We start from the raw sequence: 23,497 nt of genomic DNA, 5'->3' as shown, positions 1-23,497 counted from the left end.
GTTATATTAATGTTATTCAGAAAACCCAATATACACAAAGTTATCTTTTATTTGCACTGGGTATACAGCTATTTCGGGTAGATCACCATTAAGATTCTCTCCTGTTTCCAAAGAAAAAGTTTTCTTATGCATTGGACAAGCCACTTTAGGAATTCCTTCTTGATCGCCTATCATTCCTCGAGAAAGTACCATTTCTAGTTTATGAGGACATAAGTTTTGACAAGCATACCATTTGTTCTTTCTGGTAAAATTATAAACAGCTATCTGCTTCTCTTTGTACTTGATACAAAGACCTCCATCTTCTGGAAATTCATCTGTTCTCCCTACCTTATACCAAATGTTTGTTTGTTCTGTTAATACCGTTTTATATGTTTCTAAAATTGCTTCCATCTTCTAACTTATTTTATCGTTGATTTAACCTTCGCTAACTGCCCAGTGCTTTGGCATTTTCTGTTCACGCAATGGAACAAAAGTCAAATTATCGTCTCTATCTTCTGAATTCAAGAAATGTTTAAAACGACTTTTTGCCTCTTCACTTTCAACAACTTGTTTCCATTCACATTCATAAGCATCCACCAAAAATTGCATTTCATTCTCTAAATCCTCTCCAATATTTAAGCTATCCTCTACCACCACTTTCTTTAGCTGCTCAATTCCACCATCTAATTTCCCTAGCCAAGCAGCAGTTCGTGTTAATGGCGCCGCAGTTTGGATGTAGTACATCAAAAATCTGTCTAAGTATTTTATAACTGTCTGATTATCTATCTGCTCGGCTAAAAGCAAGGCATGCTTAGGAGTTGCTCCTCCATTTCCGCATACATATAAATTCCAGCCACCTTCAACAGCAATCACTCCAAAATCCTTTCCTCTTGCCTCTGCGCATTCTCTAATACATCCCGAAACCCCACCTTTCAATTTATGTGGAGATCTTAAACCTCTATATCGGTTTTCCAATTCAATAGCGAAACTCACGCTTTCATCAAGACCGTATCTACACCAAGTGGATCCTACACAACTTTTTACAGTTCTTAACGATTTCCCATAAGCATGTCCACTTTCAAATCCAGCATCAATCAATTCCTTCCAAATTGCAGGTAAATCATTCAGTTCAGCTCCAAATAAATCAATTCGTTGACCTCCTGTAATTTTAGTGTATAAATTGTATTTCTTACCTACTTCACCGATCACAATAAGTTTTTCAGGAGTAATCTCTCCTCCTGGAATTCTCGGCACAACTGAGTAGGTTCCATTACGTTGAATATTTGCCAAGAATCGATCATTTGAATCTTGAATTACGTATTCTTTATTTGCCGTATCGTTATAGATACTCGCTAAAAGTGAGGCTACCAAAGGCTTACAAACTTCACACCCATCACCCGAACCACAAGCATCCAATACATCATTAAAGGATGTCAGCTTTTTAGCCTTAATAATTCCATACAATTCTTGTCGTGTATAATCAAAATGCTCGCAAATGGTATTTTTAACTTCTTTCCCAAGTGACTGTAATGTTTCATTTACCAAATCGGTAACCATTGGTTTGCACCCTCCACAACTCGTACTGGCTTTCGTATGTGTTATGACATCATTCAGTGATTGACAGGTCTCATTTTTTATAGCATTACAAATAGTCGCTTTGGAAACATTTTCACAAGAACATATTTGAGCTTCATCGGGTAAATCTAAAACACTTCCAAAAGACGAATCACCATCGTTTACTGGTAAAATAAGCTTCGAAGCATCTTCAGGAATTTTCATTTCATTCAAATACATTTGATGCAGCATATTATAATCGGAAGCATCACCTATAAGAATTCCTCCTAATAACTTTTTGCCATCAAGACTCACATTAATTCTCTTGTATAAGTATTCTGTTTTATTCTCAAAAATAATGGAATGTCCTTTTGAAGGAGGCATAAAAGGATCTCCAAAACTAGCAACATCCACTCCAATTAGCTTCAGTTTTGTTGACATATCAATGGAACTTGACATCAGCGCATTTTCAATTCCTATTATCTGATTAACCGCTACTTCAGCCATATCATACCCAGGAGCCACCAACCCATAAATCATTTGATTGTAAAGTGCTACCTCCCCAATAGCATAGATTGAAGGATCAGATGTTTGCATTCTGTTATTTACAACGATACCACCTCGAGTTCCCATTTCTAAATCACATGTTTTTGCTAACTCATCTCTAGGCCTTATTCCCGCTGATATAATTAACATATCAACATCCAATTTCTCCTCCTCTCCAAACTGCATTCCGGTAATAGCTTCTTCTCCTAAAATTTGACTCGTTGCTTTATTCAAATGAATTTTTAAACCAATTGACTCTAACTTCAGTTTTAAAACTTGGCTTCCTCTTAAATCCAATTGCCTTGGCATTAATTTCGGTGCAAACTCAACAACATGTGTTTCCATTCCCATATCAATAGCTGCTTTACCTGCTTCTAACCCTAGCAATCCACCTCCTAATATTGCTGCTCTAGGATTCTCTTTCCTTTTCACCAAACTATTTGCATACTCCATCATTCCTTCCAAATCTTCAATAGTTCGATATACAAAAACTCCGTTCTTTTCAACACCTGAAATATTAGGCACAAAAGGAACGGAGCCTGTTGCTAGTACTAAATAATCATAAGAATACTTTCTATCTGATGCTGTAGTTATAGTCTTGGTAGAACGATGAATATCGGTAACACGTTCACTAGTTATTAGTTCGATATTATTTTCTGCATACCAACTTTCGGGAGCCATCTCTAAAGACTTTGCATCCTGATTCTCAAAAAAGCTACTAAGATGCACACGATCATACGCAGGTCTTTTTTCTTCACCAAAAACAGTAAGTTTAAAATCTTTATTCTTACCCTTCTCGATAAATTTCTCACAGAATTTATACCCAACCATTCCATTTCCTACGATAACTACTTTTTTCATGATAATTAAGTATTATTTTCTGTAAAAGTAAGTATTAATACTTATTTTCAAATAATTTTTTAAGTTTTTTTACGTAATTTTACATTTTAAACACTTAAAAAAGAGATTATATGCCGTTTTAATAATGCTTATTCATTATAACAAATAGCGGTAATCACAAACATTAAAACACAGGGTAAATGCTAATTTCACCACATGACTATTTAGATCAATTACTAAAAATCAAACTTATAAACGACAATATCAGCAGAGAGTACTTAGATACTATTGTAGAAGATATAAATATCATCTTTTGTAAAAAAGGGCAACAATTTTTAATGGAAGGAGCTCCTGTAAATGGTTTGTTTTTTATCTGCAGTGGTAAAGCGAAAGTTTTAAAAACAGGTATTTACGGTAAAGAACAAATTTTACGATTTGTAGGTGAGGGAGAAATGATTGGGCACAGAGGTTTCGGCACTAGTAATAAATATGGTATATCAGCAGTTGCTATTGATGATTGCTTATTGTGCAATTTAACAAACTCAATAATGGAGCGCATGTTGAAAGATTTTCCATCACTCACTTATGATTTGATGCTATTCTATGCTGAGGAACTCAATCGTTCAGAAAATAAAGTAAAAGCATTTGCCCAAATGACCGTAAGAGAAAAGGTTATAGACTCCTTATTATACCTCAACAGAAAATTTGGAGTCAATAAAAAAGGCTATATTAATATAAAACTAAGCCGAAAAGAAATCGGTGATTATTCGGGGACTAACAACGAACAAGTAATAAAAATTATATCACAGTTAAAAAGCGAGGGACTTGTTGAAGCAAATGGAAAACTACTAAAAATACCCAATGTTGATTTGCTGAAAAAAGAAATTATCGAGCACAATTTCTTCCTAGACACCTAGAGTCATTAATACCTTTAATATATCTTTTAAAAAGGACTCCCTTCAACACTACACTTAATTCTAAAACACTCCTGCTCCCTAGACTTGAGTGGTTCTCTTTATTCATAAAAACATAGCTCCTCTTTACACTCGAGTATCTAGAAAACATTAACAACGCTATTAAACAAGACATTAACTCAAAAAACTGTCAAATAACAGTTTTTTACTGGAATAAAAACACCAATCACACCTTCCGAGAACATAGTTCAGCTTTATAAATACGTATAAATTTGTAAAAAATTAAGTATTAATACTTAAAAATATAACTCAACTTAAATAATAAGTAAAGTTAAGATAGCTAAAGACATAAATTTTATACTTATGAAAATACTGAACCTACATTTAATCGCAGCAATTGGAGTCATTCTTATGACTTCTTGTTCAAAAAGCAAAAAAGATACAACTAAAAATATCGCAGTAAACGAACCTTCAAATGTTTCGAAACAATTAACTATTGAAAAACCACAGTTAACATTTGGTTTTATTAAACTAACTGATATGGCACCTTTAGCCATTGCAAAGGAAAAAGGTTTTTTTGAAGATGAAGGACTTTTTGTTTCTGTAGAAGCACAATCTAATTGGAAAAATGTTCTTGATCGTGTTATTGACGGTCAATTGGATGGATCTCATATGTTAGCTGGTCAACCCATTGCAGCTGGAGCAGGATTTGGACGTCAGGCAAAACTCGTTACACCTTTCTCAATGGATTTAAACGGTAATGGAATTACTGTTTCCAATGACGTTTGGTCAAAAATGAAACCAAATATTCCGAAAGGAGAAAATGGCAAACCAATACACCCAATAAAAGCCGACGCTCTAAAACCTGTTATTGAAGACTACAAGAATTCAGGAAAAGCATTTAAAATGGGAATGGTATTTCCAGTATCTACTCATAATTATGAGATTAGATATTGGTTGGCCGCTGCTGGCATACATCCAGGTATGTACACCAAGGATAATGTTCAAGGACAGATTGATGCCGAGGTACTATTATCTGTTACGCCTCCACCACAAATGCCAGCTACTCTGGAAGCAGGAACTATTTATGGATATTGTGTAGGTGAGCCTTGGAACCAACAGGCCGTATTCAAAGGTATTGGAGTTCCAGTTACTACGAACTATGATATTTGGAAAAACAATCCTGAAAAGGTTTTTGTGATGACTGAGAAGTTTGTTGAGGAAAACCCAAATACAGCAATCGCTGTTACAAAAGCTCTTATCAAAGCTGGTAAATGGTTAGACAATCCGGCAAACAGAAAGGAAGCTGTTAAAATTTTATCTATGTCTCAATATGTAGGTGCGGATGAAATTGTATTAGCCAACTCTATGACAGGGACTTTCGAATTCGAAAAAGGAGACAAAAGAGAGATGCCTGATTTCAATGTATTTTACAAATACAACGCAACCTACCCTTTTTACTCAGATGGAATATGGTTTTTAACACAAATGAGAAGATGGGGACAAATACCTGAATCAAAACCTCAAGACTGGTATTCTGAAACTATTAAAAACATTTACAGACCTGATATTTGGAGAAAAGCAGCAAGTCTTTTAGTTAAAGAAGGAGCAATTCCTGCTTCTGATATTCCTGATACAGATGGTTACAAAAGTCCCACTGCGGATTTTATCGATGGTAAAGCATACGATGCTAAAGATCCGATTGGATATATAAATAGTTTCAAAATAGGGAATAAAGAAAGCGCACCACAAGGAGAGCTATAACGGATTCAACATATTAACTCGTTTCTCTAATTCTTTATGAATTATAAAAAATAAAAAGATGAAATCAATCGTAACAACGGCAGGTAAAATGCCAAAAAATAATGGTACAAACCTCTTTAGCTTTATTAAAAAACAAGTATCTATAAAGCTTCAAAAAGCAACTTTACGTGCATTTGTATTCAAAGCTATCATTCCAATCACTTCTATTTTGATATTCTTTGGAGCATGGCATTTAGGTTCTAAAGCTTTATATAATATTGAAGCAGATTTTAAAATTCAAAAAGCATTGAACGATCAAGGTCAAGAAGCAGCGAAAGCAATGAAAGTATGTATTGCGTCTGGAGACTTAAGTTGTCAACCAAATACTTTGCCTTCACCCGCAAAAGTTTGGGAATCGTTTATTTCTTTATTAAGAGATCATAGTATTATAAGCGCTGACAAATCAGCCTTCAAAGAAAAAACAGCCGCTCTAAACGAAAAGAGAATCGCCGAAGGTAAAGCTCCGATTGTATACACTGGACGCCCTTCTTTTCTTGATCAAATAATCAGGAGTTTAAAAACCGTTTTTGCAGGGTTTCTTTTAGCGTTTTTTGTTGCTGTTCCTTTAGGTATTTTCATAGGACTTAGCCCAAGTCTGAAAAGCGCATTCAATTGGTTTATTCAAATTTTTAAACCAGTATCTCCAGTTGTATGGTATTTATTGGTGTTCATGATTGTAAAAACTCTATTGATAGACTCAAGTGAAGACAGCTCATTCACTATATCGTTTATAAGTGTTGGTTTATGTTCAATGTGGGCAACACTTGTCAACACTGCTATGGGAGTTTCAACAGTTGATAAAGATTATATCAATGTTGCTAAGGTTTTAAAATTAGGGAATTTTCAAAAAATCATTAAAATTATACTTCCATCTTCTTTACCATTAATTTTTACAGGCTTAAAAATCACTTTGTCTGTAGCTTGGATGGTGTTGATTGCTATTGAATTACTAGCTCAAAGCCCAGGACTTGGATTATTTGTTTGGGAAGAATTCCAAAATGGTGCTAATGATTCCAACGCTAAAATTATCGTAGCCATGTTTGTTATTGGAATTATCGGATTTCTATTAGATCGATTTATGCTACTGATACAAAACTCTGTATCCTTCAATAAAACAAGTGCTATTTAATCTTTCAAATTTAAAATTATGGCGTATTTAGAATTAAAGAATGTTTGCAAAACATATGGAGAAGGAACTAATGCTACAGAAGTATTATCAAACATAAATTTATCTATAGAAGAAGGAGAATTTGTAGCAATCGTAGGCTTTACGGGAAGTGGAAAAACCACCTTAGTAAATCTTATTAATGGTTTATTACAACCAACAAGTGGGGAAATTCTATTTAAAGAAAAAATGGTTACTGAAACTAGTCATGAACGAGGAGTTATATTTCAAAACTACTCTTTGCTGCCTTGGTTAACGGTAGAACAAAATGTACTAATGGCGGTTAAAGAAGCCTTTCCGAAACGAAAAAAATCAGTTTGGAAGCGTAAATCCATGCATTATATAGAAATGGTAGGGCTTTCACATGCTTTAAATAAACTTCCTCAAGAACTCTCTGGAGGAATGCGTCAACGTGTAGCCGTTGCTAGAGCCTTAGCTATGAAGCCTGACATGATTATCATGGACGAACCCTTAGGTGCTTTAGATGCTTTAACTAGAGGAAATTTGCAAGATCAAATTTTAAAAATCTGGGAGAAAGATCAACGTACCGCATTGTTGATTACTAATGATGTTGACGAAGGAATATACATGGCAGATAGGATTATTCCGTTACGTCCTGGTCCAAACGCAACACTAGGTCCAGAGTTTAAAATTGATATTGAAAGACCTCGAGATAAAACAAAACTCAACGATAATCCGAATTACATGAAAACACGTAATAGCATTATCGAATATCTCATGGATATTGGTAACGAAAGAAAATCGGAAATTAAAGAAGCCTTTGAACTTCCTGATTTAGCTCCTGCTACTTTCCTATAAAACAAATAAGATGATAGATTTATTAAAACCAAAGAAAGCTAGTATTCCTGACAGTACTCAAACTGAAGTTATGCTAGACCTAAGCAACCTAAAAAAGGTATATCCTACACCAACAGGTGATTATGTTGTTTTAGAAAACTTAAATCTTCAAATATTAAAAGAAGAGTTTGTAACAATAATTGGACATTCTGGTTGTGGTAAAACAACAATGCTTTCCATGATCGCAGGACTGAACCCAATTACTGATGGTAAAATAGCTGTTTTAGGAAAACCTATTCAAGGACCAGGTCCAGATAGAGGTGTCATATTCCAAGCTCCGAGTTTAATGCCTTGGATGACTTCTTTACAGAATGTGTTACTCGGAGTAAATAAAGTTTTTCCGCATGCTACGAAAAAACAGCGTCATGATATTGCGAAATACTATTTACAAAAAGTTGGGTTAGAAGATGCATTTGATAAAAAGGCTTCTGACCTTTCTCAAGGAATGCAACAACGTGTAGGAATAGCAAGAGCATTTGCTATTAAACCAAAAGTGTTACTTCTAGATGAACCTTTTGGAATGTTAGATTCTCTAACAAGAGGAGAACTACAAGACATTCTTATTGAAATATGGAATAAAGAAAAAATTACTGCAGTGATGATTACTCATGATGTTGATGAAGCCATTTTTTTAGCGGATCGCGTAGTAATGATGACCAGTGGTCCTAAAGCAAAAATAGGCGATGTTTTAAATATCGACTTTGAAAGACCAAGATCGAGAAAAGTGATTTTAGAACATGACGACTATTACCGCTACCGAAAACATTTAATCGACTTTTTAGAACATTAGGATTCCCAATTAACAAACAAAAATCAAAACTATGCTTAACAAAAGATCTTTAATTTACATTTTTATAACAGTAATAACCCTCCAATATTCAAGTGCTCAATTTACTTTAACTGGTGAATTCAGACCTAGAGCAGAAGCCAGACACGGCTTTGGAACTTTAATTGACACCAATCAAGATCTAGGATTTGGAATCTCTACAAGAGCTCGACTAAATGCCGGATTCAAAACCGATTCTTACGACTTTTACTTAAGTCTTCAAGATGTGATGGTATGGGGAGAAAATCGACAAATTTTACCAGATGATCAAAACGATTCATTTGCCATTTTTCAGGCTTGGGCTGCCATAGACCTAGGACAAGGCTTTTCAACAAAAATAGGACGACAAATACTATCTTATGATGACCAAAGGATACTGGGTGGTTTGGATTGGGCTCAACAAGGAAGAAATCACGATGCAGCTTTAATAAAGTATCAAAAAGATCAACTTGCTATTGATGCAGCCTTCGCTTATAACCAAGACTATGATAATCCTACCGGTTTTACCAATACGGGTAATGCGTACAATACAACAGGTTTTTTCTCGTATAAAACCATGCAAATGCTACATTTATCAAAAAAATGGAATCACTTTTCTGGTAGTTTATTAGTCATGAATAATGGATTCCAAAAGTATGAACAAGACGGAGTAACTCCTGATGGAACGAACAATTTACAAACCATAGGAACACACTTAAACTATAAAAAAGGAAAACTTGGAATCTCAGCGAATGCTTATTTCCAAACTGGTGAACGTCAAGGCTCAGTGGAGGTACAAGGAGCTAATTTACTCGGACTGGAGTTCAACTACAAGGCTTCTGACAAAATAGGTTTAGGATTAGGTATTGAAAGCATTAGCGGAGCAAAAGATGATTCTGCTGCCTTTTTCCCTCTTTATGGAACCAATCATAAATTCAACGGACTCATGGATTACTTTTATGTTGGAAACCATGCAAATTCTGTGGGGTTAATTGATATTCATGCTAGTGCAAGTTTTAATCTAGGGAAAAAGTCAAGTATCATGGTAAAAGCATTAAACTTCAGTGGACATCAAGAATTACCAAGTGGAGAAAAATCACTAGGAACAGAGATTGATTTAGTCTTTAAAAAAGGCTTTAAAGGGTTTACTGTTGTTGGCGGTTATTCTCAAATGTTTGCCAGCGATGGTATGTACGAATTAAAAGGAGTTTCCGAAAATTCAGCATCGGATAGTCAAAGTTGGGCTTGGGTAATGTTAGTCATAAAACCAAAACTTTTTAGTTCTTTTAAATAAACAAAACAATTATCATTAACAACCATACAACTTAATCTCAATTCCCCAATTATCATACTTACTCTTAAAGCACGACTAATAATAACAAGATATCATTCATTATTACTTAAGCTTTTCATGCACCCCTCGACCTCTTCTCTTGTTTTTTGATTTTCCACTTTTCAAATCGTTGCTCACGCAATAACTGGAAATTAAATTATCTTTAAATTAAAAATTAAGTGATATTTATTACCTTTTTTTTCTATATTTACCCCAAAATTACTCAATAAGATTTAGAAGAAGACCATAATGTGATTGGTAAGGGCGAAGCCGTATTCAAATTCTATTTTTTCCACTTTATTTTTACAAAAAATATTATAAAGGTTAAGACTCCAACACATCCTAACAGTTTTTTATTACAATAAAACTTAACTTTTTTAGAAACATTTATTATCAATTTTCCAGCATATAAAATCATCATTAATCTCATCTAAAGAGATATCAAATCATTTATCCTACAAAACTATAAGGAAACTGGTTAGCTGATTTTTATAGCTTCAGTTAAATTTTGTATTTAACTATAGTGCATTGCAAGAAATATTACGCTTTTGCAATACATCGATAAGAAAAATTCTATCAAAAAGCATCACTGATATTAAATCAAATATTTGATATCACTATCCGATGCGTATCTCTTCCATTTTAAAATCTTATTCAAAAGTAACTTACTAAACTACATGATTTCAAAAGAGAAGTTGCATTTAGCACAATTAGAGGTTTACTATGGTCAATTGGTAAACCCTCAAAGCCCTATGTATAATATGGGCGGATATGTTGTTCTTACAGGAAACCTTGACACAGCTCTATTCAAAAGTGTTGTTGCCAGTTTATCAATGGCATTTGACACTTATAACTTAAAATATGATTTCACGGGGTATGAGCCTTTATTGTACGTTGGCAAGCATGAGGAAGTTTTTTTAAATGAAATCGACTTTTCCAACGAACTTGATCCTGAACAGAAAGCAAAAGAATGGATGCAGCAAGAAATTGATACAGCTTTTGATTTAAAACAAGAAAAGTTGTACAAGCATTCACTTATAAAAATAAAGGAAAATCTTCATTGGTGGTATAGTTATAATCATCATTTAGTATATGATGGATTTGGTACCGCTCTCATCGTAAACTATGTTACAGAGGAATATGACCGAAGACTTAATAACGCCGACAAGCCTGTATCAAATAATTACCCTTCTTACTTCAATATTGCAAAAAAAAGCAACGATTATTTAGAATCACAACAATACATTAAAGATGCAAATTACTGGAAAGAGAAATTTAGTAGCATTCCTAAACCGGTAATTAATTACAATAAAAAAAATAGCAAAACTGAGGGGTGTCGGTTCTCAATGCATATTTCAAAATCCGATCAAGCCCTATTCAACCGTTTAACAAAAAAGACGAAGGCTAATTTATCTCAATTTACCTTGGCTGCATTGCTAGTGTATTATGGAAAAACTACAGATCAAGAAGTTTTTAGTTTCGGTATTCCTATACATAACAGAGTAAGTCGTGAAGAACGGAAAACACTAGGAATGTTTTCGAGCATTCTTCCGTTCAAAGGAGAATATAAGCCTGACAAAGTTTTGTTAGATTTTATATCTGAGCTAAAGCAAATACAGCGGAATGATTATAGACATAGAAAATATCCAATTTCTCATTTAAATAGGTCTTTAAAATTGTTATCGGAAAACCGGCAACAGATTTTTGATATTATCATAAACTACGAACCTTTTCCCTTTGCAAAATCATTGTCCTCGGGCTTGCATGTAGCAATAAAACACATGTCTCCCATCACAGATTTAGAAGACCCTTTATCAATACGTTGGTGTGATTATGGAGAAGATTCTTCATTAATACTAAATATTGATTTCCTTCAAGAATATTTCGAAAAAACAGAGATAGAGGAGTTCGTAGAGCGGTTATTATTTATTTTAAGACAATTTGAAAATGGGTTAACAAACCCAATCCAAAATATTTCAATTTTAACTAAGAAGGAGGAAGATCAATTATTAGCCACTTTTAATGATACAAAAATTGAATTTCCCTTAGATAAAACAATCGTAGATTTATTTGAATGTCAAGCTATAAAAACACCCAATGCTATTGCAGTTGCTTATGAGGATACTTTTATCACCTATAAAGAACTAGACAATAAGTCAAACCAACTAGCTCATTATATAGCCAATAATTATAATGGTAAGAATGATCTTATAGGTGTATTTATTCAGCGGAACATTGACTTAATCGTTAGTGTTTTGGGTATTTTAAAATCGGGAAAAACCTTTGTTCCTATTGATACGCGTTATCCTTCCCATCGCGTTAAACATATTATTCAAGACTCAACTTTAGGTTTTATAATTACTGATAGTCTTTCTAATGAATTATTAATATCAACAGAAAACTTTCAGAGAGTTTTATTAGATAAAGATTGGGAAGCAATAGAGAAAGAACCTTTTGATAAATTAGATATAACTACAACTCCAAATGATAAAGCTTATATAATTTATACTTCAGGTACTACGGGAAAACCAAAAGGTGTTGTGGTAAATCATTTAGGAGTTACAAACATTGCTTTTAGTTGGAAAAAATCATTTGAAGTTGATGAATATACCAGCTTACTCCAACTGGCGAGTTATGCTTTCGATGTTTTCATAGGTGATCTATGTAAAACATTGTTATTTGGAGGTAAAATGGTTATTTGCCCTGACGATCTTCGTTTTGATTTAGCAGCTCTACATAAACTTATTGAGCGTCATCGAATTTCCCTTATAGAGACTACTCCTGCTTTAGCAATTCCATTAATGGATTACATCTATGAAAACAACTTAGAGTATTCATGGATTAAACAAGTTATTATAGGATCAGATGTTTGCTACATGAATGACTTTAGGCGCTTGTACGAAAGATTTGGAAATAGCATTAGAATTACAAACAGTTATGGTGTAACCGAAGCAACAATTGATAGTTCGTATTATGAAGCTTCAGATGTATCTGAGTTATCCTCTTTACCCAATGTTCCGATAGGAAAACCTTTACATAACACGCGGTTTTATGTACTGGACACCTCTAAAAACTTAGTTCCAAAAGGTGTTATAGGAGAACTGTATATAGGAGGTTTAGGATTGGCTAAAGAATATTTAAATAATAGTGCTTTAACCCAAGAAAAATTTGTTCCGAATCCATTTAAAGGCAGTGATCGATTATACAAAACAGGTGATTTAGCCAGATGGTTACCAGATGGGGATATAGATTTTATAGGTAGAGGAGATTCTCAGGTAAAAATTCGTGGTTATCGAATTGAACTAGGAGAAATTGAAAATGAACTTTTTAAACATACATCTATTTCCAATTGCTGTATTGTAACAAAAGATGATATCAATGGAAATAAAAGTTTGATTGGATACGTTGTTTCGGAAGGAAATTTTGACAAGGAAGCTACAGAATCTTTTTTAAAGGAAAGTTTACCTTATTATATGGTTCCAACATTATGGGTTGAATTAGAAAAGATGCCTTTAACTGCCAATGGTAAGGTGGATAAAAAAAACTTACCAGAACCTAATGAAACTATATTATCTAGTAAAACCTTTGTAGAGCCGAGAAATGAAATAGAGAAACAGTTAGTAAGCATTTGGCAACAGCTGTTAGGCATAGAGAAAATAGGAATCTATGACAACTTTTTTGAATTAGGCGGACATAGTTTATTGGTTGTAAAATTAATAGATCAATTACAAAAAAACGATTATCACGTTACGGTAAAGGATGTTTTTTCGAAAGCCACTATTGCTGGAATTGGCGAGAGTCTAATCTCATTAAAAACAAAATATGAAGTTCCTGCCAACGGTATTATAGAAGATACACGGTATATCACTCCATCAATGGTACCTCTTTTAAATTTTGAACAAGAAGATATCGATAGAATCGTTCGAAATATCCCTAGTGGAGTTTCTAATATCCAAGATATATATCCTCTATCACCCTTGCAGGAAGGAATTTATTTTCAACATTTAATAAATGGTGAAAACCTTGGCGATCCATATGTAACTCCAATATTATTGTCTTTTAACAATAAAGAAAAGAGAGCTTCCTTTATAAATGCTGTTCAATTTGTTGTAAATCGGCATGATGTTTTGCGGACATGCTTTTTAAGTAAAGGGTTGCCAAAACCCGTTCAAGTAGTACTTAAAAAAGTTAATTTATCAGTTGAAGAATTGATTTTAGATAACTCTAAAGACACGTTATCCGAATTAAAGTTATTAACGGCTCCAGGTAATCAATGGATTGATCTTTCTAAAACACCCTTACTAACCTTACAAACAGTAAATGATCTCGAAAACAACGCCTTTTATTTAATTTTACTAGGGCATCACTTGGTGCTAGATCATGTTGGTATAGAAAAGATTACTTTAGAAGTTAAAGAATATTTATCAGGGAATAAAAACTCCCTTCCTAAGCCTGCTTTATATAGAAATTTTATAGGTCACACGTTACATTTACAAGAAACAAACGATAGTGAGTTTTACTTTAAACAGTTATTATCAGGCATTGAAGACCCTACCTATCCATTCGGCTTATCAGATATTAGAGGTAATGGTAGTACTTTAAGAGATTCTGAAATTGTTTTACCTTCCAACATAAATAAAGAAATCCGTAGGGTTTGCCTTGAATTAGGAATGAGTCCTGCTGTTCTATTTCACGCAGCATTTGGATTACTTGTAGGTAAATGTAGTAATAGTGATTATGCTTTGTTTGGCTCTTTATTTTCTGGACGATTACAAGGTTCTTTACAAGCTACTGATTCATTAGGATTATTCATCAATACCTTACCATTTTTTATAAAATTAAAGGGGAATACACTTGAATATGTTAATGAAGTTAGAAAGAAATTAGGAGAATTATTATCCTATGAACAAACTTCAATATCATCAGTTCAAGGCTGGAGTGATATCTCTAACGACATCCCTTTTTTTAGCGCAATATTAAACTTCCGTCACACTTCCTCCCCTATTGAAAAAGAAAGAGAAAACGATCGCCTTATTGATTTAGGGCTTGATTTTATAGAAAATCAGGAACATTCTAATTATCCATTCTCCATTGATATAGATGATTATGGTGTTGATTTTGGCTTAAAAGTTCAAGTTGATGAAGAAATTGAAGCCGATAGAGTAATTGCACTTATGCAAGAAGCTCTAGTTCAATTATTAGAAGGATTAAAATCGAAAAAAAACATACCAGTTAATAGCATTTCAATTTTACCTGAGACAGAAAAAGATCAGCTATTAAATGTTTTTAACAATACACATCTAAAACTTCCCTTAGATAAAACCATTGTAGATTTCTTTGAGTTACAGGTTACAAAAACACCGAATAACATAGCGGTTGTTTTTAATAATACTTCTATCACATATAAAGAACTAGACAATAAGTCAAATCAACTGGCACATTATATAGCCAATAATTATAAGACAGATAACAACCTAGTGGGCGTATTTATTCAGCGGAATATTAACTTAATTGTTAGTGTTTTAGGAATATTGAAATCTGGAAAAACCTACGTACCCATTGACACTCGTTATCCTTCCGACCGTATTGAATATATTATCAAAGATTCTACATTGAGCCTTATCATCACTGATAGTATTGTTAATGAGTTATTAGTCTCAACAGAAAATTTTAAGAGAATTCTATTAGATAAAGATGATAAAGCTATAGAAAAAGAGCCCATTGATAAACTAAGTAGAATTACAACACCAGATGATAAAGCTTATATAATTTATACTTCTGGTACTACAGGGAAACCCAAAGGTGTAGTTGTGAATTATTTAGGACTTACGAACATTGCCTTAAGTTGGAAAAAAGTGTTTGAGGTTGACGAACATACCAACCTACTCCAAATAGCGAGTTATGCTTTTGATGTTTTTATAGGTGATTTATGCAAATCATTATTATTTGGAGGGCAAATGATCATTTGTCCAGACAATCTTCGTTTTGATTTAGCTGCATTGTACAAACTTATCAAGCGTCATCGAATCTCTCTGATAGAAACCACACCTGCTTTGGGTGTTCCTTTGATGGATTATATCTATGAAAATAACTTAACGTATTCATGGGTTAAGCAAATCTTATTAGGATCAGATGTTTGTCACATGAATGACTACAAACGATTGTATGAAAGATTCGGTAACGAAATAAGAATCACTAACAGCTATGGTTTAACGGAAGCAACTATAGATAGTTCGTATTATGAAGCTAAAGATTTAACAAGTTTATCATCTATCTCTAATGTCCCTATCGGAAAGCCTCTACATAATACACAATTTTATGTTTTAGACAGTGCCAAAAACCTAGTTCCCAAAGGTATTATAGGAGAGCTTTATATAGGAGGTTTAGGATTGGCTCAAGAATATTTAAATAACACGGAATTAACGGAAGAGAGATTTGTATCGAATCCTTTTAAAAAAGAAGAGCGATTATATAAAACAGGAGACCTAGCTCGATGGTTACCAGATGGCAATATAGAGTTCATAGGCAGAGGAGACAATCAAGTAAAAATTCGTGGTTATCGAATTGAATTAGGAGAAATTGAAAATGTGCTTTTTAAACATACATATATTTCCAATTGCTGTGTTATAACAAAAAATGATATAAACGGAAACAAATGTTTAGTAGGATATGTTGTTCCAAATGGAGAATTAAATAAAGACAGATTACGGGAAGATTTAAAAATGAGTTTGCCCGATTATATGATTCCAAGCTTATGGGTTGAATTAAAAGAGATGCCTTTAACAGCTAATGGGAAATTAGATAAAAGATCATTGCCTTCCCCTAATTTTTCGGAACTATCAACTAAAGAATATGTTCCTCCAAGAAATGAAATAGAAGAAAAGTTAGTAACTATTTGGCAGGAGTTATTAGGAATAGAAAAGATAGGCATTTATGATCAATTCTTTGAATTAGGAGGTCATAGTTTATTAGCTACTCGTTTTGTTTCTATGCTTCGTAAAGAATTAGAAGTTGAAATTGCTATTCAAAACGTCTTCATATTCACTACCATAAATGAAATAGCTTGCTATCTAGAACATAAGGAATACAACCTTAAATACAAGAAAAAAGAATATAGTATAAATATCGAAATATAAATCTAACCGAACATGGATATTACAATTTTCTTTCGCAAACTTTATAAAGAAAGAATAAAATTAGTCTTAAAAGATGGATCATTACATATTAAAGCAGATGCTGAAATTGATCCAGAAATAATTTCAGAAATTAGAAACAATAAAGAACTAATAATAAACCACCTAAAAGCCTACGAAGATGACACTTCCTCGGAGAGTTTACTTGAAAAAATAACACCTTATAATAAAGAAGAACTGGATCATATTCCACTATCCTTTGGTCAAGAACGACTATGGTTCTTGCATCAAATGAATGGTAGTAGTGAAGAATATCATATAAATACAGTAATCCGTTTAGAAGGAGACTTAGATATTGAAATCTTAGAAGAAACGCTAAAAACAATAGTTAGTCGTCATGAAATTTTACGGACGGTAATCTATAAGGAAGAAGGTATTGGTTATCAAAAAATAATGCCTGTAAATGATTGGTTCTTACAAAAGGTTATTACTTCCGAAGAAACAAATCTGGAAAAAGAGATTCACGATTTTATGAACATCTCTTTTGATTTATCTAAAGATTATATGCTTCGTTGTAGCTTATACGACTTGGGAGAAAAGAAATATGTACTGGCATGTGTTTTTCATCATATTGCCAGTGATGGCTGGTCTTCAGGTATTTTAACAAATGAATTTATAACAATTTATAGCGCTTTAAAATCAGGTCAAAAGTTTCATTTCCCTGAATTGAATTTACAATATTCGGATTATGCATTATGGCAACGTAATTATTTCGAAAAAGAGATTTTAGAGAACCAATTAACCTATTGGGAGGAAAAATTGAAAGACTCTAGTCCTTTGACATTACCTTTCGATTATCCTAGACCTTCAATTCAAAGCAATGCTGGCGCTACTATGTTTATTGAGTTAAATAAAGAATTATCAAGCTCACTCTATGCATTAGCTAAAAAAGAAGAAGTAACCTTATTTATGCTATTATTAGCTGGTTTTAAGGTTTTATTATCTCGTTATAGCGGACAGCAAGACATTTGTATAGGAACACCTATTGCCAATCGTACCCAATCAGATTTAGAAGAAATGATCGGTTTCTTTGTAAACACCTTGGTATTAAGAAGCGATTTAAGTGACAATCCCCGTTTTACTGATTTCTTAAGTCAAGTGAAGCAAACTACTCTACAAAGTTATGATCATCAGTTGGCGCCTTTTGAAAAAGTAGTAGACAGAGTTGTTAAAACTCGAGATACAAGTACTAGTGCATTATTTCAAGTAATGTTTACATTGGAAAACACCCCTCCAAGTTCAAAAGTAACTATTGAAGACGTAGATGTTTCAGGGTATGAATTTGAAGATGATAAATCTGAATTTGACCTTACCTTGGATGCTTCTGAAGGAGATTTAATTGGACTGAATTTAACATACTGCAAAGCATTATTTAAGAAAGAAACGATGAGTCGTTTTATGGTTCATTATCAGGAATTACTACAAAGCATAGTAAGCAATGTTGAACTACCGATTAATGATCTACCTATGTTAACTGAAAAAGAAGAGATTCAGTTATTAAAGGCTTTTAACGCTACAAAGGTTTCATATCCAGCAAAACAAACCGTAGTTGATTTGTTTGAAGCGCAAGTTCAAAACACACCAGATTCCATTGCCACAGTATTTGAATCTAGTTCATTAACATACCAAGAACTAAACGAACGGGCAAATCAATTAGCACATTACTTAAAAGCACAAGGTGTGCAACCGGATAGTTTAGTTGGGATTTGTTTAGAACAAGGAACAGATATGATTGTTGGTATTTTAGGAATTCTAAAATCAGGAGGTGCCTATGTTCCAATTGCCCCAAACTATCCTAAAGCCCGTATAGATTATATACTTGAGGACACGGGTATTGAATTAGTAGTGAGTAGTGGAAGTACTATTGAAATTTTTGAAAACCAAGATAAAACCAACATTATTTCGTTAAATAATGATTGGGAAGTTATTTCGGAACAATCAACACAAAAACCAAATGTAAGCTCATCAACAGATCATTTAGCCTATGTTATTTATACCTCGGGTAGTACTGGAAAACCTAAAGGTGTTGCAGTAACTCATGGCAATTTATTTTCTACATTACAAGGGGAATTAAAACTTTTAGGTCCAGATCAAGTTTTAAGATCATGTTTATTAACCAATTATGTTTTTGACGTTTCTTTATTAGAGTTATTCCTTCCATTAATAACAGGTGAGCGCATTGTAATACCTAATACAAACACAGGTAAAGACATTCCTTCTTTATTGCAACTTTTAGTATCTGAAAAGGTTACTGTTTTACAAGGAACTCCTAGCTTCTTTAGTATATTCCTAACGGGACTAACCTCAACAATATCTGAATCTTTAAGCCTAGACCTATTATGTATTGGAGGAGAATCTTTAACAGCTTCACTTGTTTCTGAAATACAGGACCTCCTTCCAAATGTTCAAATCAACAACCATTATGGACCTACAGAGATAACTATTGATGCTATTGTAGCAACTGATATCAAAGAGTTTACCAGCAATAACATTGGTTCTCCAATGCCTAATGTTGAAGCTTATATTGTTGATTCTTATGATAATTTGGTTCCATTAGGTGTCTTTGGAGAATTATATATAGGAGGTAACGGGGTTACCAATGGTTATATAAATAGAGAAACATTAACTTCTGAAAAGTTTATAACCAACCCTTTTAAGAAAGGAGAAGTGCTTTATAAAACAGGAGATTTAGCGCGTTGGCTGCCCAACGGAACTATTGAATATAAAGGACGAAAAGATAATCAAGTAAAAGTGCGCGGTTATCGTATTGAATTAGGAGAAATAGAAAAATCTTTATCTTCTTTAGATGCAGTAAATCAATGTTGTGTATTAGTTAAGGAAGATGCTAGAGGTAATAGTTTAGTTGCTTATGTAGTTTCAGAAGGAGAATTTGATAAAGAAGCACTACAAGCCGAATTAAAGGAAATTCTACCAGAATATATGATTCCTATGCTTTGGATTGAATTGGAAGAAATGCCATTAACAGTTAATGGAAAAATTGACAAAAAATCATTACCTGAAATAGATGAATCACTCTTATTAAGAAGAGAATATGTGGCTCCAAGAAATGAGACTGAAAAGGAAATAGTAACAATTTGGGAAGAGTTATTAGGCTTGGATAAAGTGGGAGTTTATGATAACTTTTTTGAATTAGGAGGGCATAGCTTATTAGTTGTTCAGCTTATTTCACGCATACAAAAAACAGGTTTACATATTGAAATAAAAGACGTATTCACCGATGCTACTGTGGCTGGAATTGGAGAAAGAGTAGTTTCACTTGACTCATTGTATAAAGTTCCAGAAAATGGAATTACAACTTCTACAGAGCGTATTATTCCTTCAATGGTTCCATTGTTAGATTTTGATCAAGAAGATTTGGATTTAGCAGTTTCTCAAATAGAAGGTGGTGTGTCAAATATTGAAGACATGTATCCTTTATCTCCGTTACAAGAAGGTATTTATTTCCATTATTTAATGAGTGATAAAGAACATGGGGACCCATATGTTTTACCACATTTATTATCCTTCTCTGATAAAGAACAACGCGATACTTTTATTGACGCATTACAATTTGTAACAAATCGCCATGATGTATTGCGTACTTGTGTTATTAGTGCAGGACTTCCTAGTGCTGTTCAAGTAGTACTAAGGGAAGTTACGTTAACGGTTGACCATTTAGATATAAACGAATCAAAAGATGTTTTATCAGAATTAGAGTTATTAATGGCTCCTGGAAGTCAATGGTTAGATGTAACTAGATCACCATTAATGGAATTAAAGTCTGCCGATGATCCGGCAACAGACAACTACTATTTAATCATTAGCCAACACCACTTGGTAATGGACCATGTTGGTTTGGAGAAGATTATGTTTGAGATAGAAGAATATTTATCAGGAAATAAAGATAGTCTTACCAAGCCTGTTTTATATCGAGAGTTCATAGGTCATACATTACACCTACAAGAAACTAATGATAGCGAATCGTATTTCAAAGAATTACTTGCTAACATTGAAGAACCTTCTTATCCTTTTGGTTTGTCTGATATTCGAGGAAATGGTAGCGACATTAAAGATTCTGAAATAGTTTTATCATCAGAGTTAAGTAGAGAAATTCGCAGTATTAGTATTGAACTAGGAATGAGTCCGGCGGTTTTATTCCATGCTGCTTACGGATTGGTAGTAGCCAAATGTAGCAATAGTAATTATGCGTTATTTGGGTCGTTATTTTCTGGACGTTTACAAGGCTCTTTAGGCGCGGAAAATTCATTAGGACTGTTTATAAATACACTACCATTTTTCATAGAGCTCAAAGGAACAATATTAGAATATATTCAAGAAGTTAAGAAGCAGCTAAACGGTCTATTACCCTTTGAACAAACTCCTTTATCTGCAATACAAAACTGGAGCGGTATTTCTAACGAAGTTCCATTCTTCAGTGCCTTATTAAACTTCCGTCATTCTCACGATTCATCCGAGGAAGAAAATATTGGTAATTCTAGCATGGGAGGCACTTTTATTGGAGGTCATGAACGTACTAACTATCCATTCAACTTAAATGTTGATGATTTTGGTGATAATTTTGGGGTATCGGCTCAAATGGATCCAAGTATTGAACCAGACCGAATTCTTACGTACATGCATTTGATTTTAAATCAACTTATTGAGGGTCTAAATAATGGAAAAACTCTTGAAGATATATCAATGCTATCAAAAGAAGAGGAAGTTCAATTATTAGAAGTTTTTAATAACAATGCCATTGCTCATCCTAAAGACAAAACACTTGTTGATATTTTTAATGAACAAGTTGTAAATGCACCAGAAAATATAGCATTGGTTTACGATAACAAGAAATTAACCTACCAAGAGTTAGATGATTTATCGAATCAACTGGCAAACTACTTATTAACTAATTATACCATAAGTAGCGAAAATCCGATTGGAGTATCTTTAGAACGAAGTGACTGGTTAGTGGTTTCTTTCTTAGCAATATTAAAAGTAGGTGGAACTTATGTTCCTATAGATATATTCTACCCTGAAGAACGAAAAGAATACATACGTACAGATAGTGAAAGTATTTTTATAATCGATGACTTGGTTTTAAATCTGTTTGAAGAAAATAGTAAGGATTATCCAACCAAGGCACCCAACATTGATATAAAACCTAACAATTTAGCTTATATTATCTATACTTCTGGAAGCACTGGAAAACCTAAAGGAGTGATGATAGAACATGTTAGTGTTGTGAATACCATACTATCTCAAATAGCTTCTTTTGCAATCACTCCTGATTCAAACTGCTTACAATTCGCTAATCCCTCATTTGATGCTTCTATCTGGGAAATGGGAATCTCACTTTTAAGTGGTGCTAGTTTGTGTATTATAGAAGAAGAAAGAAAATCAGATACTTCGCTTTTCAAAGAATTTATTCAAGAAAACAAGATCACATTTACAACATTACCACCGGCATTTTTACAATTATTAGAAGTTGAAGATTTAGAAGGCTTAACTACACTAGTTACAGGAGGAGAAGCAATTCCTTTAAGTGTGGCAAAAACATTTTCAAAGCAGTACAATTATATAAATGCATATGGCCCAACCGAAGCCAGTATTTGTGCAACCACATTTCATGGAGAAGTAAAAGACTTAGTACCTATTGGAAAGCCAATTGACAATACACATATTTATATTTTAAATGAAACTAACGAATTACTACCTATTGGAGTAACAGGAGAGTTATGTATAGGAGGAATTGGAGTTGCAAGAGGATATTTAAATCGAGAAGAGCTAACCAAAGAAAAGTTTATAACCAACCCATTTAAAGTAGGGGACAGAATATATAAAACAGGAGATTTAGCAAGATGGTTACCTGATGGAAATATTGAATTTTTAGGAAGAAAAGATGATCAGGTAAAAATTCGAGGGTATCGAATTGAATTAGGAGAGATCGAGAATGTTTTATCGGGAATATCTTGTGTCCAAAGCAGTTGTGTGTTGGCAAAAGAAGGCTCGCACGGGAACAAACATTTAGTTGGATATGTAGTTCCTAATGGAGAGTTCGATAAAGAAATAATTCAAGAGGAATTAAGTGAACTTTTACCAGATTATATGATTCCTATTTTATGGGTTGAGCTAGAAGAAATGCCTTTAACTAATAATGGGAAGATCGCTAAAAAATCTTTACCAGCTCCAGATGGAACCATGCTATCTACAATTGAATATGTAGCTCCAAGAAATGAAATGGAAGAAAAGCTAGTTGCTATTTGGCAAGAACTATTAGGAATAGAAAAGATAGGTATTCATGATAATTTCTTCGAATTAGGAGGGCATAGTTTGTTAGCCACGCGCTTGGTTTCAATGATCAGAAGAGAACTAGAAGTTGAAATTGCTATTCAAAACATTTTTAAGTTTACTTCCATTGATGAAATAGCCGGTTATTTAGAGCACAAAGAGCATAGTCTTGAAAATGAAGAGAAAGAATATAGTATAAATATTGAAATTTAACCAGCT

Annotated in this window: 10 protein-coding genes; 8 read left to right on the top strand and 2 right to left on the bottom strand. The window is 33.4% G+C overall.

Annotated features, from left to right (window positions below; all coding sequences use genetic code 11):
• Nucleotides 1-12 precede the first annotated feature (12 nt).
• Nucleotides 13-390, bottom strand: a complete 378-nt coding sequence (gene nirD / locus ACKTTV_RS00810) for a nitrite reductase small subunit NirD (protein WP_408028902.1) — start codon at nt 388-390, stop codon at nt 13-15.
• 24 nt (nt 391-414) lie between these two features.
• On the bottom strand, nt 415-2,940 hold the full coding sequence (gene nirB / locus ACKTTV_RS00805; RefSeq protein WP_408028901.1) for a nitrite reductase large subunit NirB: 2,526 nt from the start codon (nt 2,938-2,940) through the stop codon (nt 415-417).
• A gap of 179 nt (nt 2,941-3,119) precedes the next feature.
• On the opposite strand from nirB, the gene ACKTTV_RS00800 reads away from it, so the two are divergent.
• From ACKTTV_RS00800 to ACKTTV_RS00765, 8 genes are all read left to right on the top strand, one after another.
• Nucleotides 3,120-3,836 carry a Crp/Fnr family transcriptional regulator gene (locus tag ACKTTV_RS00800; protein ID WP_408028900.1) on the top strand — a complete coding sequence of 239 codons (717 nt, stop codon included), beginning with the start codon at nt 3,120-3,122 and terminating at the stop codon, nt 3,834-3,836.
• 360 nt (nt 3,837-4,196) lie between these two features.
• A complete protein-coding gene (locus ACKTTV_RS00795; protein ID WP_408028899.1) occupies nt 4,197-5,597 on the top strand; it encodes a CmpA/NrtA family ABC transporter substrate-binding protein in 1,401 nt (466 codons plus the stop codon).
• A 58-nt stretch (nt 5,598-5,655) separates the two neighbouring features.
• The gene (locus ACKTTV_RS00790; RefSeq protein ID WP_408028898.1) at nt 5,656-6,765 is read left to right on the top strand and encodes an ABC transporter permease; all 1,110 of its coding nucleotides are present in this window, start codon (nt 5,656-5,658) and stop codon (nt 6,763-6,765) included.
• An 18-nt stretch (nt 6,766-6,783) separates the two neighbouring features.
• The gene (locus ACKTTV_RS00785) at nt 6,784-7,620 is read left to right on the top strand and encodes an ABC transporter ATP-binding protein (protein WP_408028897.1); all 837 of its coding nucleotides are present in this window, start codon (nt 6,784-6,786) and stop codon (nt 7,618-7,620) included.
• Nucleotides 7,621-7,630: 10 nt separating this feature from the next.
• The gene (locus ACKTTV_RS00780) at nt 7,631-8,449 is read left to right on the top strand and encodes an ABC transporter ATP-binding protein (RefSeq protein WP_408028896.1); all 819 of its coding nucleotides are present in this window, start codon (nt 7,631-7,633) and stop codon (nt 8,447-8,449) included.
• A 31-nt stretch (nt 8,450-8,480) separates the two neighbouring features.
• On the top strand, nt 8,481-9,758 hold the full coding sequence (locus ACKTTV_RS00775; RefSeq protein WP_408028895.1) for an alginate export family protein: 1,278 nt from the start codon (nt 8,481-8,483) through the stop codon (nt 9,756-9,758).
• Nucleotides 9,759-10,474: 716 nt separating this feature from the next.
• Nucleotides 10,475-16,933, top strand: coding sequence for an amino acid adenylation domain-containing protein (locus ACKTTV_RS00770; protein ID WP_408028894.1), 6,459 nt, complete (start codon nt 10,475-10,477; stop codon nt 16,931-16,933).
• 12 nt (nt 16,934-16,945) lie between these two features.
• On the top strand, nt 16,946-23,491 hold the full coding sequence (locus ACKTTV_RS00765) for an amino acid adenylation domain-containing protein (protein ID WP_408028893.1): 6,546 nt from the start codon (nt 16,946-16,948) through the stop codon (nt 23,489-23,491).
• The last annotated feature ends 6 nt before the right edge of the window (nt 23,492-23,497 follow it).

It is taken from the genome of Tenacibaculum xiamenense, assembly GCF_964513065.1.
GTDB classification, from domain to species: Bacteria; Bacteroidota; Bacteroidia; order Flavobacteriales; family Flavobacteriaceae; genus Polaribacter; species Polaribacter xiamenense.
This window is presented reverse-complemented; position numbering and strand designations above follow the sequence as displayed.